The sequence below is a fragment of the Buttiauxella agrestis genome, assembly GCF_900446255.1.
GTDB classification, from domain to species: Bacteria; Pseudomonadota; Gammaproteobacteria; order Enterobacterales; family Enterobacteriaceae; genus Buttiauxella; species Buttiauxella agrestis.
The window spans coordinates 1-14,542 of sequence record NZ_UIGI01000002.1 but is presented as its reverse complement, the minus strand read 5'-3'; the positions used below and the strand labels follow the sequence as shown (position 1 = coordinate 14,542).

Genomic DNA, 14,542 nt, shown 5'->3' with positions numbered 1-14,542 from the left:
TAACCTTAGCATAAGGGAGGCGAACCGTGGGCTAATGTCGGTCACCTAAAGGTGACCGTCTTTGTGTTTAAAGCGGTATTTGATCTTATGCACCATTAGTAGACGACGTAACAAGGTCTTCCTGGCGATGCCCATTCAACTCGTTCGTATTATGGTTTCGGCGCTTCTGGAAAGCAGTAAACGATACCTCTGGCATGGTAATGTTACCGAAGCCCTGGAATATATTGATGACTGCGGCATGTACTGCGATGACCCTGAGCTCAGCTATGCGGGCCTGAAATCCCTGCAAAAACATCTGGATGAAATATATACCTACATCCGGAACAACAAGATGATGATCCCAAACTACGGTGAAATGTACCGGTACGGGGAGCCGGGGTTCTCGATGGACGAACAAAGTGACGGAAAGATATCAGCGATCGCAGCATAGATTACGACTGCCCCACGCTTTTTCATGCTCTCGATTATTTAAGGAGGGGTAAGTAAGTCACTGAGCACTTCCACATCCCTGGTATTCATAACATCTGACTGTATACCCACTAACTCCCATGCCCCTGTGATCATCTCACCGGTTTCGGGATATTCGGCCATCTGATCCACATAGCGGCCAATCTGGGCCTGGCCGTCAACTCGTATCCAGTAAAATCCTTCTTTCATCATCGTTATCTCCGGCGTGATCATCCATTTAAAATAGCACGGCACGGTGCTCTATGCATCAGGGTATCTGTTCATTCATGTTACAACCAGAAATTACTTCATGCGTTCGTCAAAGCGGAAATCCACCGGGACAGCCTAGCTGACAATCGCGGTGTATTCAGGATGGGCAGGACTGAGCAGGAAGTTAAAAAGCGTCGGTGACAGCGCGCTGGGAATGAGTGGCGCCACCGTTTCACCACTGCGTACCCACTGATCGCCGATGTCAGCTAGTACCGAAGGGTCTTCTTACGCCGCCCAGCTATGCGGCAGGTTTTTTTGTTTCAATCACATGGATAAGTTGTAAGCGTAAAGGCAGCGCCATATTGACACTTATTTGACAGTAAGAACCACGTTCCACGGCAGAAGATCAGCGACTTTGTTAATGCCTCAAATTAGTAGAACATGTATTTTTCAAAGAAGGCTCGATGACTTTTTCGTGAAGTTCGATAGAGCACGAGAAGCAGATTGTATTACGAGTGAAGCGTTTTATTCGGGTGCGCAGCGTCAGGTTGTTTCGTTCAATGCGCTGAGTCACGTTTTGCCAGTCAGATGCTTATCTTTCGGTTCTTCTCTTGTATAACTGTCTCAGTTATCGCTGGTTATCATGCCAACATTGAACGGAGCCAGCCACGCCAGTAGTTATCAGCTGGTTTCATCCGTGCCGGGAGAAGGTGAAGGCTACCACGCCGCATGTTTTGGTGTTATACGCGAACCAGAGCCAGTGTTGCCGGGCTTTACAGCCAACGAAGCTCCATTGCTCATCAAGTTCGCAGATGAGGGCTACATCAGCATGGGTGGCTGGCGAAGACGTTATTCGCTTCGGCAAGAGTTTTTTAGAGTTCGGATAACGGTATTGATACCTATTTTCAGCACTCTTGCGGTATCCCGAACTCCAGCGCCATTGAAAGCCATTTCGTTAATGTGCTCTTTAACGCCGGGTTTTCTGACCTCTTAAGTATATTTTAGCTGAAATGCCCGATGGTATTCACGGGACCGAAAGAGGTCACGTCTTTAGGATTTGTCCGTTACGCTAAACTTGAGCTGGCTGACTACGGGGACAATGAACGGCGATAGTGGCCACTGAACCTTAAAGACCCGTATTTCCCGTGAACCTTCAACTAATTGGAAGCATTACCAGGATTTGCAACCTCCAAATACACCGAAACCAGAGATTCCTCTTTGGTGGAGTTGCTACGCCTGTCTATGGCGGACCAGAGCGAGGGAACCGTAAGGTTCACCAATCGGAGTATACTAGTATTGCAATCCTTGTTCTGATTCGCCCCCCCCCCTCGACAAGGAACGTGTATGACTTCAATAAGTTCTGTATCAACCTCTCCTGAGGATATGCTCCCGAGTCAAATCCTGGATGCTCTGATTGCCCAGGGCCATTCTCTCGAAGAGGTTTCCCGTCTCTCCGGTCTTACAAACGTATTTCTCGCAGAAGCACTTGCAGGGGCCTGGCCGAAAGGAGAGCAACAAATTGCTAAGCTTTTGAATATTCATCCCTCTGTTATCTGGCCGTCGCGGTACTTAGATCCCGAAACTGGAAAGGTCATGAGACGGTCGGAAAAAATTCGAAAGCTTGATGCTTTACTGCCACGGGAGATAAAACAGGTAATGAAGAGAAGCAAATTTCGTAAAAAACACTGACCGGGTAGCGAAGAGTAAAGCTGAGTCTAGATATTGGCAGTAGATGCAAGGGATAGCAAACAACAGCACTGGTACCGGAGTATCGTTGGTCAGCACATGGTCCTGAAGCGCCTCTTCCAGCGGTGACAACAGCCGGCCGACAGGAGTGACCGCCGTAGTTTCACACCCTAGCTGCTGTATATTTCTGACTGGCGGTACAACGGTGTGTTCTCCGCATACTTTGACGTCAGGACCTGGACCAGCAGGCCGGACCCGGCGATACCACGGTCTGTCGTACCATCGAGCCCATTATGTGTCGGGTGGAGCGGCTGGATTTTACCATCATCGCCTTCTGATATGACCGGGTCGGGAAGCACTTCCACACGTAGCAGCCCGGGTGATGATGAGTGGGTAATTGTTGCTGGAAGACGACGGGAAATACGCCCTTCATTTTGCCAGAGCCGCAACCATTTAAAGACCAGATTATGGGCAACTCCGGTCTCGCGGGCTATTTGAGCCACGTTGGCTCTAGGTTAGGATGCAGCCCGATAACATGCAGTTTAAACTCGCTGAAGTAGATATTGCGGGTTTCGGTACGCCAGTTGGTCATGTTATCCATCATTAGAGCTCCTTCTAAACAGACGGCGCTCTAAGTTACCGATGTATGAGCGGGGTTAACAGGCGGCACCGGTTTTACGCTTACCCCGGGTCGGTGTTTTGAAGTTGATATTAATCGACTTTGCCCGCTTGCTGACACAGGTGTAATAAGGGCTGCGTAGCGGAACCCTCACCAGAGTATAAATGGAGTCAATACCAGAATTTAACCACTGTCAGGGGGCACGTATTCAATATGTAGATTTGGTCATTGTAGGTAGTGCTCACGCTCGATGAATGTACCGATAATTTTGTCATGCATTTCTGGTGATTTTAAGTATCCGAGGGTCTTACGATTAAACCGCTTTAACCGGTTGCGAAGATTCAGGTTTTCACGCTCGATTCGTTGTGTATAAAGCTTACCTGTGATGTGCTTTTCATTCGGTAGCATGTTGTAAGCGCTGAAGTTATCTATGCACCAGAAGGCAACATTAAAACCCACTAACAGCTTCAATAATTTACGGAAAGTCCTTTTGCTTCGGTGGCCAAAAGCATGGGCAATAATACGTTTGAGACGGGGTACTCATGCATACTTTAACCAGCGCTGCTGCTTCTTGTTACCCACAAATGACCACATTTCATCAATTTCGCAGATAAGCTGGATTTGCAGGGTGCCCAGGGGCAGCGTAGTTACACATTGCGGCGAGAGTTTTTCAAGGTGCGCACAACAGCATTGATACTGATATGCAACTCCCGTGCGGTATCACGTAAGCGTCGTTCCAGCACCGTCTGGCAGAACCTGACATTTCTGACAACATGGTGGACGCTATCCATGAATTCATTAACTTCTGTTCGTAAAAAAAAACCAACTATCCCGTTGAGTTCAAAATAAAAATGGTCGAACTCTCTTGCAAACCTGGTGTATCAGTCGCACAACTCGCTCGTGAGCTGGGAATTAACGACAATCTGTTGTTCAAATGGCGGCAATACTGATCCCGCTACCGTCAGGTACGAAAATCTGGCTGGTCGCAGGCATCACCGACCTGAGAAACGGCTTCAACGGGCTGGCCGCAATGGTGCAGACCGCGCTGAAAGACGATCCGATGTCGGGTCACGTTTTTATCTTCCGCGGCCGAAGTGGCAGTCAGGTGAAACTCCTCTGGTCAACTGGCGACGGGTTATGCCTGCTGACTATGCTGTAAACCTCTTTATCCTGGTCGTGGGCGAATGAGCCTGGTAAAATACCCCGGATGAACAGCCCGCTTCCCGATGACATCGATGAACTGAAACGTCTTCTTGCCGAACAGGAAGCACTGAACCGTGCCCTGCTGGAAAAGCTAGCGGACCGTGAACGCGAAATCGACCACCTGCAGGCACAGCTGGATAAGCTTCGCCGGATGAACTTCGGTAGCCGCTCCGAAAAAATATCCTGCCGTATCGCACAGATGGAAGCCGACCTGAACCGGCTTCAGAAGGAAAGTGATACCCTTACCGGCCGGGTTGATGACCCGCGGTGCAGCGCCCTCTGCGCCAGACCCGCACCCGTAAACCCTTCCCTGAATCCCTCCCCCGTGATGAAAAGCGCCTGCTACCGGCAGAGCCCTGTTGCCCGGAGTGTGGTGGTTCGCTGAGTTACCTGGGTGAGGATGCAGCCGAACAACTGGAGCTGATGCGCAGCGCCTTCCGTGTTATCCGCACAGTGCGCGAAAAGCACGCCTGCACGAAGTGCGACCGTATCGTTCAGGCTACGGCGCCTTCACGGCCCATCGAGCGGGGTATCGCCGGACCGGGACTGCTGGCCCGTGTACTGGCGTCAAAGTATGCGGAACACACACCGTTGTATCACCAGTCGGAGATCTATGCCCGCCAGGGTGTGATGTTGAGCCGTTCTGTACTGTCGGGTTGGGTGGATGCGTGTTGTCGCCTGCTGTCACCACTGGACGAAGCCCTTCAGCACTATGTACTGACCGATGGCAAACTTCATGCTGATGATACGCCGGTCCCGGTCCTGCTGCCGGGCAACAAAAAAACGAAGACCGGGCGCTTATGGACGTACGTTCGCGACGACCGTAACGCGGGTTCTTCGCTGGCCCCGGCGGTGTGGTTCGCGTACAGCCCGGACAGAAAAGGCATCCACCCGCAGACCCATCTTGCTGGCTTCAGCGGTGTGCTGCAGGCGGATGCCTATGCAGGCTTCAACGAACTCTACCGGGAAGGTCATATAAAGGAAGCAGCCTGCTGGGCCCATGCCCGGCGTAAAATCCATGATGTTCACGTCCGCACTCCCTCAGCGCTCACAGATGAAGCACTGAAACGGATCGGCGAGTTGTATGCCATCGAAGCGGATATCAGGGGAATGCCAGCAGAACAGCGGCTTGCCGAACGCCAGTTGAAAACGAAAGCGCTTCTTAAATCACTGGAAAACTGGCTGCGTGAAAAGGTGAAAACCCTGTCCCGACACTCAGAGCTGGCAAAGGCGTTCACCTATACACTGAACCAGTGGCAAGCGTTGACGTACTACGCAGACGACGGCTGGGCTGAAGCGGATAACAACATCGCGGAGAATGCTCTGCGGATGATCAGTCTGGGTCGTAAAAACTACCTGTTCTTCGGCTCTGACCATGGTGGCGAGCGCGGAGCGTTGCTGTACAACCTGATAGGGACGTGCAAACTGAACGGAATCGATCCGGAACGTTACCTTCACCATGTGCTTGATATTATAGCTGACTGGCCGGTAAACCGGGTTGGTGAACTGTTGCCATGGCGCGCAGTCCTGCCCGCTGAATAACTTATCTTCGTCAATACGGTTCTCGGCATACGCTTACGCTATCACGGATACCTGAGTTGTTCATAGCAAGGTCAACGATCTGCTCTTTCATGCCCGGGTGGCAGGCGCGATAAGAATAATCGAGCTGAAAAGTTCGGCTGCACATCTGGCACCGTTAACGCTGATGGCCGGCTTTTCCCAGACCATGTTTTTTAACAAATTCAGTCTGTTCACAAAATGGGCACTTCACGTCAACGCTTGCCATTCGATACGCTCTATTAAAAATTTTATCTTACAATACAATCAACACTTTGAATACTTGAACGGACTGCGACTATCGGCCCGATTAAGTGATTTGATATCTGTTTAAACGATTTTGTATACTTACAATTCTCTTTTGGTATTTATTACACATATTATATTCCCACCCTAAATAAAAATTGAACTACGGTCTGTTCGTCAACTGAATTAAACGACTATTTAGCGCTGTTAGGTGTTGTGAGATGGCGTTAATCTCCCCAGGGCTAACAGGTTGCTGGTTATTGAGCTTTACTTGCAAATCATCTAACTGCGCCTGAACTGGCGCCCCCCCTTGCTGCAAGGTCTGCCGCATCTTATAAATCTCCGTTTTCAGCTCAGAAATAGTCATATAAGGTTTGCGTTTTTGTTCAGCCTCCAGCAAGCGTTGCTCAAGATTGTTTAATTGGCTATTTACCAATGCCCAACTGTTTATGGTGGGTAGGCTCGCAGTTTGCTCGGCAAGCGCGTTGAGCCTGCTTTTTGATATAAAATTGCCTGGCCATATTTTGTTTAAGCTGATAGCTACAGATGGTTTTTCCAGCCAGTGCACAGCACTAACGACAGTAAGCGTAAAGGCAATACCTGTAATTCCCCCCAGAAGTAACGCTTTCAACGGGCGTTTACCTGGTAACGGAGGCTCTACAGAAACTGACTGGAGAGCCTCAGTTATGGGAGGAGCATTGATGACTGTCGCTTTTGGAACCAAAACCCGTTTTTGTAGTGATTGTCTGCTAGCTTGCAAATAATCAAGCAGGCTACGAAGTGACACCTGGCTGCGCGACTGCGGGATCATCACTTGTGCTGTAAGCAGCATCGACACAGCTCCTTCAAGTTGCTGCAGTATGGTCGTTTCGGCATACTGCAGTGGCAAGCCATAAATGCAGGGAGCAGCATGGGTACAGTACCATTCGATAATCTGTTGACGCAGATCTATTGCAGCTATTGGGGGCCAACACTGGCGCTGTTGCTTGTTAAAAGCATCGGCCAGCAACAGCGTGGAATTGGCAATACCGGCCCAACCGTGACGCTGGCAACTTATCAGGCAAAACCACACTCCGCTTTGCAAGTCATAACCAAATCGCTGAAAGAGCTCCAGGCATTGCTTTTCCTGTGTCAGCCACCATGATCGGTCGTGAACGTGATTTTTCCAACTGTGGACGTTGTTACTAAGCAGCAGAAATTCATTGCGATAACGAGGGTCATGGCAATTAATTTTCAGCTCGCCAGGCTTGACGGCGTAATTAATTTTTGTCATGTGCTTCCAAACTCATCCCTGTATCTTTACTGATACTCAATTTCAGGTTTCCCTTGAGACTGTTCTCATCCTGTAACAGATTGTCTGCCAGCAACGGCAACATATGCCGGGTTAACACCTGGTCGATATCGCGGGCGCCGCTCTGATTCATTTGGCACAGTGCAGCTATCCAGGTGATTACGTTTTCGCAGTAGCTGACTTGTACCTCCCCCAGGCTTGCACTGTGGTAGCGCTGACAAATACGATCAAGTTTGATCCTGATGATTTTCGCCAGCGTTTCTGGCTGTAAAGGCAGATAGGGAATCAATGTGATACGACCCATTAACGCCGGGCGGAAAACCTGCTCAAATTCCGGGCTAATCAACTCTTTTAGAGCTTCTGGCGAGGTTTCTCCGGCCGCGCAGGCAGTGGTGATTTTTGTACTGGCGAGGTTGGAGGTCATGATAATGAGCGTGTTGCGGAAATTAATGAGCTGGCCTTCCGCATCTTCAATCACGCCTTTGTCGAATACCTGATAAAACAACTCCATGACGTCAGGATGCGCTTTTTCTACTTCGTCAAGCAGGACCACGCTGTAGGGGTTACGTTTTACTGCTTCAGTCAGCACGCCGCCCTGACCGTAACCCACATAGCCCGGGGGAGAACCTTTCAGACCAGAGACGCTGTGCGCTTCCTGATATTCTGACATGTTGATCGTCACCAGACTTTGTTCGCCGCCATAAAGTAGCCCAGCCAGAACCAAGGCCGTCTCAGTTTTTCCGACTCCCGAAGGGCCCGCCAGCATGTATACCCCGGTAGGTTTTAGTGGATCGCTCATATTGGCTCGGTTGATGCGAATTTGTGTCGCAATTGTGGAGAGCGCGTGACGCTGACCGACCACCCGTTGTTCAAGACGTTGAAGCAGTTCGCTCAGCTGTTGCTGTTCATTTTCAACCATGCGCCCGAGTGGCACCCCGGTCCAGGAAGACACAACATCAGCGATGCAGGTTGCATCCACGCAGTCAAATACCAGTGCTCTGGTCTGATGAAGTTGCGTGAGCTCACTGCGCCATTGAGCTGTTAATTTGGCATCATTGCTTTGCCGCAGTTGCTGTACCAGGTTTTTTTGCTTCTCCCACTGGGGCTGAAGGCTGGCGAGGTCACTGATGAGTTCGCTTTCCCGCTGCAGCAGTTGTTCCAGACGTTTATCATGTAGCCCCTCCTTAATCAGCGAGTCTCGTTCGGTATACAGATTGCTTAGCAGGGCATCGATATCCTCAATTTCTTTGGGTTTATGAGACTGGGAAACCGCGACGCGGGCACAAGCGGTATCGAGTAGACTGACCGATTTGTCTGGCAGTTGTCGCCCTGAGATATATCGGCTCGAGAGAGTTACGGCAGCATGGATAGCGCTTTCCAGGATCTGTACACCATGGTGGCGTGACATTGCTGGTGCAATGGCACGTAACATAGCGGTGGCACTTTCGATACCGGGTTCCGTCACTTTTACCAGCTGGAATCGACGGGTCAGGGCAGCATCTTTTTCGAAATATTTTTTATACTCCATCCAGGTTGTTGCGGCTACCACGCGCAGTTCCCCGCGAGCAAGGGCAGGTTTGAGCAGATTGGCTGCATCGTTTTGCCCTGCCTGGCCGCCAGCACCAATCAGCGTATGGGCTTCGTCAATAAATAAAATGATCGGTCGTGGGGCGCAGGCTATCTCTTTCATTATTCCCTGAAGGCGATTTTCAAACTCACCTTTCACACTGGCTCCCGACTGAAGCAGGCCTAAATCCAGAGTCAGTACTTCCATTGGCTTTAAAATGTCCGGTACTGTACCAGCCGCAATTCGCAGAGCCAGGCCTTCAACCAAAGCCGTTTTTCCTACACCTGGTTCACCGGTAAGAATCGGGTTGTTCTGGCGGCGGCGTAACAGAATGTCGATCATCTGGCGGATTTCAGGCTCTCGTCCCAGCACCGGATCAAGCTCACCCGTACGAGCCTGAGCGCTCAGGTTACGGGTAAATTTACTGAGTGCCGTACCTGCTTGTTCTGCACCGGGTAGGGTGGCATCAAGCGCCGTTTTGCCGACATTCAGCAAAATCTGATCAGCTTTACTTCGGTCGCAGGTCAGTGCTTCACGGACACTGGGAGCTAAATCGGGGAAGGCATTTTCGTCCAATATAGATGCCAGTAGCACCGAGGGGGTAAGAGACACCTGCTCCCAGTGAATGCTGGCGTGAAGCCAGGCCTTCTCCAGCCAGTCGACCAGGCCTGCGGAAAATACAGGGGCGCGGCTGTTGCCGCTGCGTAAAGTGTTCAGCGTTTGCTGGGTGGCACCTAAAAGGGCATCAGGTGCAAGCCCGGCACTTAAACAGAGGGTCTCCATCAGACTACTGTTCTGAGTGATCACCGACAACAATAAGTGCTCAATATCTACTTCATGATGGGTACGCGAAATCGCCATGCTAATAGCAGCATCCAGATTAGCTCGGCTCTCTGTAGTGAGTTTTTGAACAATTTGTTTTAAATAATGGCTCATATCTTTCTCCTTCAATAAATTACCGACATTCCGCCGTGTTTTCCGGCAGTGTTGAAAGCTTCCCCCGCAACGCAGAGGCTGGCTGCTGAGTTTGAGTCTGCTCTACCAGCAATTGTTGCTGTTCACTGAGCTGGATGAGTTGATCATTCTGACTCTGCCAGGCAAGCCATGCGTCTTGCAGGGGCTGTGAGGTTTTGATCTGAAAGCGCACCAGAACGTGCTTAATATTCAGTTGCACGAGAGGAGCCGCGTTTTCTTCAAAATCCTGAACATCGAGTAAGGCATCCCCGTGGGAAAACTCGTCGAGGAAGTCAGGCCATGCGCTGTCACCTTCATAGGTGTAGCTGGCATTAAACCCGGGGAACTTCACTTCCAGCTTTACACTCGTGCACTGCCCGGGGTGCCAGATGAATGTCTGTGTTTCGGCAAAATTCATGCTGTCGAGCACAGTGCTACCACTCTGACAGACCAGCGTTAGACGCACACCGGTTGGGATCAGTCGCGCACCTTCCGGGACAGTGGCGGGTTGGCTGACGATGCTGACGGTATAGGGATGCTCCTCCAGCGTTTTTTGTTTTTGGGTGAGTTTTTCTATCGCGTCGTTAAGCGTGGCGAGCCGATCTTCACCCTGAGTGTTTTGACGAGCAGGAACGTCCAGAACGTCTTCAGGGGTGAGAATGTTTCTGGCAATACTCAGGAACTTTGGCGTCAGGGGGAGCGACTGGCCGTGGAATTCACCGGCCTGGGGTCCTTGATCATTAACGACTAGCAGCCCTTTGGCCGGGCCGCGCATAAAATCGGCGAGATACTGCCAGGTAAGCAATTGTTGAGTGTCATAATCCTGTGTCGCTGCATTTTTGCGCATTGGCCACATCACTTTGCTTTGCCACTGCGCATTCAACCAGCAGCCGGAGCGGGCCAGAGCGTGAGCGAGTAGGTTATTGGCATCACTTTGATACAATGCCCAGACAGCATCCACGCCGAGCTGCTGGCTTTGGGGTTCCAGAGTTTTGCGCAGTTGGTCGTAACTGGCGAAAAGTGTGATCAGTGGATTTCTGGGTTTCGCATCTGGCGCCGGTTCAAATAGCCCGGCTGTCAGCGATGGACTCAATGCGGCTTGATTTAGTGCTTCATTGACTGACAGGGTCCGTGCACTCTGCCATTTACGCCATGCATCAATTTGTGAGCTATAGGCATGGCTGATAGTCTGTGTATTTGCACCCGTTAACCACTTTCCGAACATAGTGCGCAGTTTTGCATCGACGAAATTGACTTTCTGCAGGGTCGGATTTTCAGCAGCCAGCAGTCGTAATTTGTTGATATGACGAAGTTCATTAAGCCATGGCTGGCCATCATCTACCTGAATATTGTCTAGTTCAGACAAAATGTATTGAGCAAATTTCATGGACGGGCTTTGCCCAAGGCTTAGTGCGATAAGCTGATTTTGGGGCAAAGTGTGGGGCTCCACTGCCTGTAACGAAGGGGACACGCTCAGTAAAAACTGACGCCAGGCATCCTGTCGTTGAGCCGGCAGAGTTTGCATAAAATGTTGAAGTGTCGGTTCAGGCTGTGGGCTGGCTAGCGCCTGGTTAAACAGGATGACCCATTTGTTGAGTTGTATTTCTCCCTGATGAGTCCATATGCCAGACAAGGAAGTTGTTACTGCCGCTTGCGGCCAGTCATCGCTGATCCGGAATGGGGGAAGTGAATCAACTGGCGCAACCAGCCAAGTCAGGTCAGGGTTGCTCCTGATGAGGGTCGCGAGCAGGCGGCGTAAGGCCACTAACTGGTCTGCACCTGCTGGTTGTTGCATCATGTGGCGGTCCAGTGCCAACTGTACGAGTGGAGTCGCAGTAGGTGCGGTACCCGTTAAACGTAATATGTCCGGCGTGGTCGGTTGCTGACCTAGCTCCTCGAGTGTAGCGCCATCTCTCATGCTTTGGTGGGAAAGGATAGTTTGCGCAAGGTCGAGTACCATCCGACGTTGCACTTGTGCCGGGGCAACGTTGAACTGCTGTTGATACGCAGTAAGCACTAATCCAGTACTGAGCGGGCGTAGTGGAAGTTCCTTAGCCAGTTGCTGTTCAACCTGCCGATGCTGACGGTCCAATATCAGAGAAAAGGGCAGATAAGTGATAGGGGAGTGACAACGGCTTTCATTTTCCACCAGCAGTTCCGCCAGTTGCACCGGGGGAAGCCTGATGGCGTCGTGCTGCATCAATGCCATACTATTCACCGCACTGTAACCCAATGCTGCGACACAACCCAGCAGTAGCAGGTAACCCAGGGCAGCTCGCACTTTCTTATTTCGCTGCCAAACAATTTCACGCGAGGTGCTGAATGCTGGCAAATGACGCGTGAGTAGATCATGGACAAAATAAGAAGTGCGACGGCTTTTGTTTGTTTCTTGCTTTTCGCATGCAGAAAACCACACACCGCCGAGAGATGCTGGCGTAAAGTAAGCGTTGGGTTCACAAAGTGATGCCAGAAATGTTCGCAGCGGGTTTTGCAGGCGAGTAAAAGCCTCCGGAAATTCCAGTAGTGCAGGGTGGATCGCCATAGGCGTGCTACCCATGCTAACACGAGCCAGATCCAGCCCGTTTTTCAGTGCTGCAAACAGTGGTAATAATGTGGAGGCATCTTTCCCATCAACGTCAGGTGGGGTAAACCAGTAATAGCCAAGTGCCTGCTTGTGCTGTGCGGACGAAAGCTGCTGCATCCACAGACTAAACATTGGATATTGGTCGCACTGTGTGATCATCAAATAAAGCGGAAGCCGGCGTTTAAGCTTGTGCGTCAACGGTTCGAGCTGAACGCGAATCTTGCGTGCTTATCATGCAACGCACTAATATCTTCATTGAGGAGATCCATCACGAGGAGTGCAATCACAACGCCTGATGGGGCGGGCGCACGCGCGATCCAACCCACGAGTTTGCTCCATGCGCGGTGAGAAGTCGTCGCACTATTCAAAAAATTACTGGAGAGATCGAGAAAACACAGGTTACGGAAGAACCACCAACGCAGCGTGTGCGTCGGCACCACCTCCCGATCATCCACATCATTTGAATACATAGGCAGCCCCGATCCTGCCAGTAGCGAGGTCTTGCCGCAGCGATCGCCTAGCAGAATATACCAGGGGATAGCCGGTCGCTTACGCTGAAGGCGTTTCACTACCGCTGCCCCGGACTTCCAGTGTTCGAACAGCACGTATTCACGGCGAGAAAGACGGAATTTCTGGAAGAAATGCTTAACTTTTTTTTCTTTAACGAACCCCATTAACCATAATAACGTGGCCCGCATCAGGACTCCCGTCACCAGGATCCCCAGCCAAACACTAAAAATAGTGAGGGTGTTCCAGCCCAGCGACAATCCGATGAAGAAAGAAAACAGCAGCACCAGACAGAGTAGAAGCAACCATCCAGCAAAAACGAATAATTTTTTTAGCATAATGTTTTATAAAAAATAAAAAGACTGAAGAAGTAGAAGCGATCCGTAGAGTGACCCTATGCCCAGGAGCGCCAGGCATAAACGGCTTTTTACCGATACATTGAGTAAGCGTTTTTTGATGTAAACCGGCGTAATTTCTGCATTGTTTGGCCATGTTTGCCAGTTTTCTGGCAAACAGAGCTGGCGCTGTTGCTCAATAAGTTGAGCTAATGCAGAACTGTCCTGCTGTGTGCTGTATTTGCCGTGAAAGCCGCTTTGGAGACAGAACAGAAACACCAACCGTGCTTGCTGATGCTCTTCTTTTAACTGATTCAGATAAGTAAAAAAGAGTTCGCCACCGACGGATGTCTGAAAATAATCGCGTTGCAGCAGCTCAGTACGCCAGCGCTGGCGGTGTGGAGTGGACGAACACAGAACGGTTTCATCCAGCCAGACGACGATGGCAAGAAACGCCATGTCTCTTTCGTGGTCAGAAATGTCCTGATGCTCAGCTGCCTGCACCGCCTGTTCCAGGCTGGTCACGCATTGTTGGCGAAAATCGTCATAATCTGCAGACTGTTCCGGATGAACGGTGAACTCTGCGGCCAGTTTGAATATCGGCAGGTAACAATCGAGGAGTCGCATCATGAGGGCACCATAAATACCAGTTTCACCTGGAGGTCATCGGGAGCATCGGCCCAGTAGAAAGCTATGTTTTTCTGCTTTTCGATGGTTTTCCACAACTCTTCGTGTTGATTCATCGCAAAGTAAAAGGAGTCTTTTCGGTTAGGTACACCGCGCGGAGAGGGGGTCTCCCACCGAGAAACCAGACCCGGTAATGCATGCTGGATCAGGCTGCTGATGGCTGCACTCGTGGCAATTTTAAATTCGGTGCTGTCCGGTGCATGAATTCGCCACGCGTCGAGTTTATCCGAGCGCAGCAACAGCAAAATGGTGCTGGCCTGTTGAGTTTGCATATGATGCAGGTCACCGTGATAGATCCCCTGCTCGTCAGATTCCAGAGTGATCCAAGTGTTATCTTCCAGCTCCAGGCCGTTAAGTAGAGCAATCAATTACTTTTCACGCTTGTGAAGCAGTCAATCAAACGATAGTGATCGTAAGACAGTAGTGGTGAGCTACCGTCCAACCATTCACCGGTAAACGAACACATATCGTTAAAGGAGGAGAGTTCCCCCACCAGTTGCACCAGTAAACCGTAGATAGCCCATGGGTGCATAGTCGGTGTTTTACAGTAGTGATTAAGTAGCGGCAGCGTGCGGTTTAAAGAGCGCATAGTCAGTAACTGGGTCATATCTCCGCCGCTTTTGCTCTCCTGAGTCATATGCTCCGGACG

General features: G+C 50.6%; 10 protein-coding genes and 8 pseudogenes. 5 read left to right on the top strand and 13 right to left on the bottom strand.

The window, feature by feature from the left end; all coding sequences use genetic code 11:
• Positions 1 to 154: 154 nt before the first annotated feature.
• Positions 155 to 376, top strand: a pseudogene (locus DY231_RS23690) (ISKra4 family transposase); the annotation flags it as partial.
• A 92-nt stretch (positions 377 to 468) separates the two neighbouring features.
• Here DY231_RS23690 and DY231_RS23685 read toward each other — a convergent pair.
• Both DY231_RS23685 and DY231_RS25710 read right to left on the bottom strand, forming a co-directional pair.
• Complete coding sequence (locus DY231_RS23685; RefSeq protein WP_115631949.1) at positions 469 to 660, bottom strand: hypothetical protein; 192 nt, start codon at positions 658 to 660, stop codon at positions 469 to 471.
• 428 nt (positions 661 to 1,088) lie between these two features.
• Positions 1,089 to 1,777: pseudogene (locus DY231_RS25710) on the bottom strand (IS1 family transposase).
• Positions 1,778 to 2,001: 224 nt separating this feature from the next.
• On the opposite strand from DY231_RS25710, the gene DY231_RS23675 reads away from it, so the two are divergent.
• Complete coding sequence (locus DY231_RS23675; RefSeq protein ID WP_115631948.1) at positions 2,002 to 2,346, top strand: helix-turn-helix domain-containing protein; 345 nt, start codon at positions 2,002 to 2,004, stop codon at positions 2,344 to 2,346.
• A gap of 60 nt (positions 2,347 to 2,406) precedes the next feature.
• On the opposite strand, the pseudogene DY231_RS23670 reads toward DY231_RS23675, so the two are convergent.
• The 3 pseudogenes from DY231_RS23670 to DY231_RS23655 all read right to left on the bottom strand — a co-directional run.
• Positions 2,407 to 2,615 (bottom strand): annotated as a pseudogene (locus DY231_RS23670) (IS66 family transposase); the annotation flags it as partial.
• A 408-nt stretch (positions 2,616 to 3,023) separates the two neighbouring features.
• Positions 3,024 to 3,137, bottom strand: a pseudogene (locus DY231_RS23660) (IS5/IS1182 family transposase); the annotation flags it as partial.
• Between the two features lie 50 nt (positions 3,138 to 3,187).
• A pseudogene (locus tag DY231_RS23655) lies at positions 3,188 to 3,690 on the bottom strand (IS1 family transposase); the annotation flags it as partial.
• Between the two features lie 123 nt (positions 3,691 to 3,813).
• Between DY231_RS23655 and DY231_RS25160 the strand changes: the two are divergent.
• The 3 genes and pseudogenes from DY231_RS25160 to tnpC all read left to right on the top strand — a co-directional run bounded on the left by DY231_RS25160 (position 3,814) and on the right by tnpC (position 5,707).
• Positions 3,814 to 3,912 (top strand): transposase, encoded by a 99-nt coding sequence (locus tag DY231_RS25160; protein WP_147295666.1) that lies wholly within the window; start codon positions 3,814 to 3,816, stop codon positions 3,910 to 3,912.
• A pseudogene (tnpB, locus tag DY231_RS23645) lies at positions 3,909 to 4,112 on the top strand (IS66 family insertion sequence element accessory protein TnpB); the annotation flags it as partial. The gene DY231_RS25160 and the pseudogene tnpB, both read left to right, overlap by 4 nt.
• 57 nt (positions 4,113 to 4,169) lie before the next feature.
• Positions 4,170 to 5,707 (top strand): annotated as a pseudogene (tnpC, locus tag DY231_RS23640) (IS66 family transposase).
• Between the two features lie 43 nt (positions 5,708 to 5,750).
• Here the strand turns inward: tnpC and DY231_RS23635 are convergent.
• The 8 genes and pseudogenes from DY231_RS23635 to tssK (DY231_RS23600) all read right to left on the bottom strand — a co-directional run.
• Positions 5,751 to 5,951 (bottom strand): annotated as a pseudogene (locus DY231_RS23635) (IS1 family transposase); the annotation flags it as partial.
• Between the two features lie 180 nt (positions 5,952 to 6,131).
• Positions 6,132 to 7,241: a VasL domain-containing protein gene (locus DY231_RS23630; protein ID WP_115631947.1), complete on the bottom strand. Its 1,110-nt coding sequence runs from the start codon at positions 7,239 to 7,241 to the stop codon at positions 6,132 to 6,134.
• Positions 7,228 to 9,762: a type VI secretion system ATPase TssH gene (gene tssH, locus DY231_RS23625; protein WP_115631946.1), complete on the bottom strand. Its 2,535-nt coding sequence runs from the start codon at positions 9,760 to 9,762 to the stop codon at positions 7,228 to 7,230. The genes DY231_RS23630 and tssH overlap by 14 nt, the downstream gene beginning before the upstream one ends.
• Before the next feature lie 19 nt (positions 9,763 to 9,781).
• Complete coding sequence (locus DY231_RS23620; RefSeq protein WP_172588749.1) at positions 9,782 to 12,562, bottom strand: type VI secretion system protein; 2,781 nt, start codon at positions 12,560 to 12,562, stop codon at positions 9,782 to 9,784.
• Positions 12,559 to 13,209 (bottom strand): hypothetical protein, encoded by a 651-nt coding sequence (locus DY231_RS23615; RefSeq protein ID WP_147295665.1) that lies wholly within the window; start codon positions 13,207 to 13,209, stop codon positions 12,559 to 12,561. The genes DY231_RS23620 and DY231_RS23615 overlap by 4 nt, the downstream gene beginning before the upstream one ends.
• A gap of 6 nt (positions 13,210 to 13,215) precedes the next feature.
• Entirely contained in the window at positions 13,216 to 13,836 is a 621-nt protein-coding gene (locus tag DY231_RS23610) for a DotU family type IV/VI secretion system protein (protein WP_256682726.1), read from the bottom strand.
• Positions 13,833 to 14,261: a type VI secretion system baseplate subunit TssK gene (gene tssK / locus DY231_RS23605; protein WP_115631943.1), complete on the bottom strand. Its 429-nt coding sequence runs from the start codon at positions 14,259 to 14,261 to the stop codon at positions 13,833 to 13,835. The genes DY231_RS23610 and tssK (DY231_RS23605) overlap by 4 nt, the downstream gene beginning before the upstream one ends.
• Positions 14,258 to 14,542: type VI secretion system baseplate subunit TssK (gene tssK / locus DY231_RS23600; protein WP_147295664.1), on the bottom strand; the 285-nt coding region annotated here is incomplete at its 5' end. The genes tssK (DY231_RS23600) and tssK (DY231_RS23605), both read right to left, overlap by 4 nt.

Excerpts from the sequence above, each read along its gene's own strand:
- DY231_RS23615 (WP_147295665.1), bottom strand. The coding sequence starts at position 13,209 with ATGCTAAAAAAATTATTCGTTTTTGCTGGATGGTTGCTTCTACTCTGT.
- DY231_RS23610 (WP_256682726.1), bottom strand. The coding sequence starts at position 13,836 with ATGATGCGACTCCTCGATTGTTACCTGCCGATATTCAAACTGGCCGCA.
- DY231_RS25160 (WP_147295666.1), top strand. The coding sequence starts at position 3,814 with ATGGTCGAACTCTCTTGCAAACCTGGTGTATCAGTCGCACAACTCGCT.
- DY231_RS23675 (WP_115631948.1), top strand. The coding sequence starts at position 2,002 with ATGACTTCAATAAGTTCTGTATCAACCTCTCCTGAGGATATGCTCCCG.
- tssH (WP_115631946.1), bottom strand. The coding sequence starts at position 9,762 with ATGAGCCATTATTTAAAACAAATTGTTCAAAAACTCACTACAGAGAGC.
- DY231_RS23685 (WP_115631949.1), bottom strand. The coding sequence starts at position 660 with ATGATGAAAGAAGGATTTTACTGGATACGAGTTGACGGCCAGGCCCAG.
- DY231_RS23630 (WP_115631947.1), bottom strand. The coding sequence starts at position 7,241 with ATGACAAAAATTAATTACGCCGTCAAGCCTGGCGAGCTGAAAATTAAT.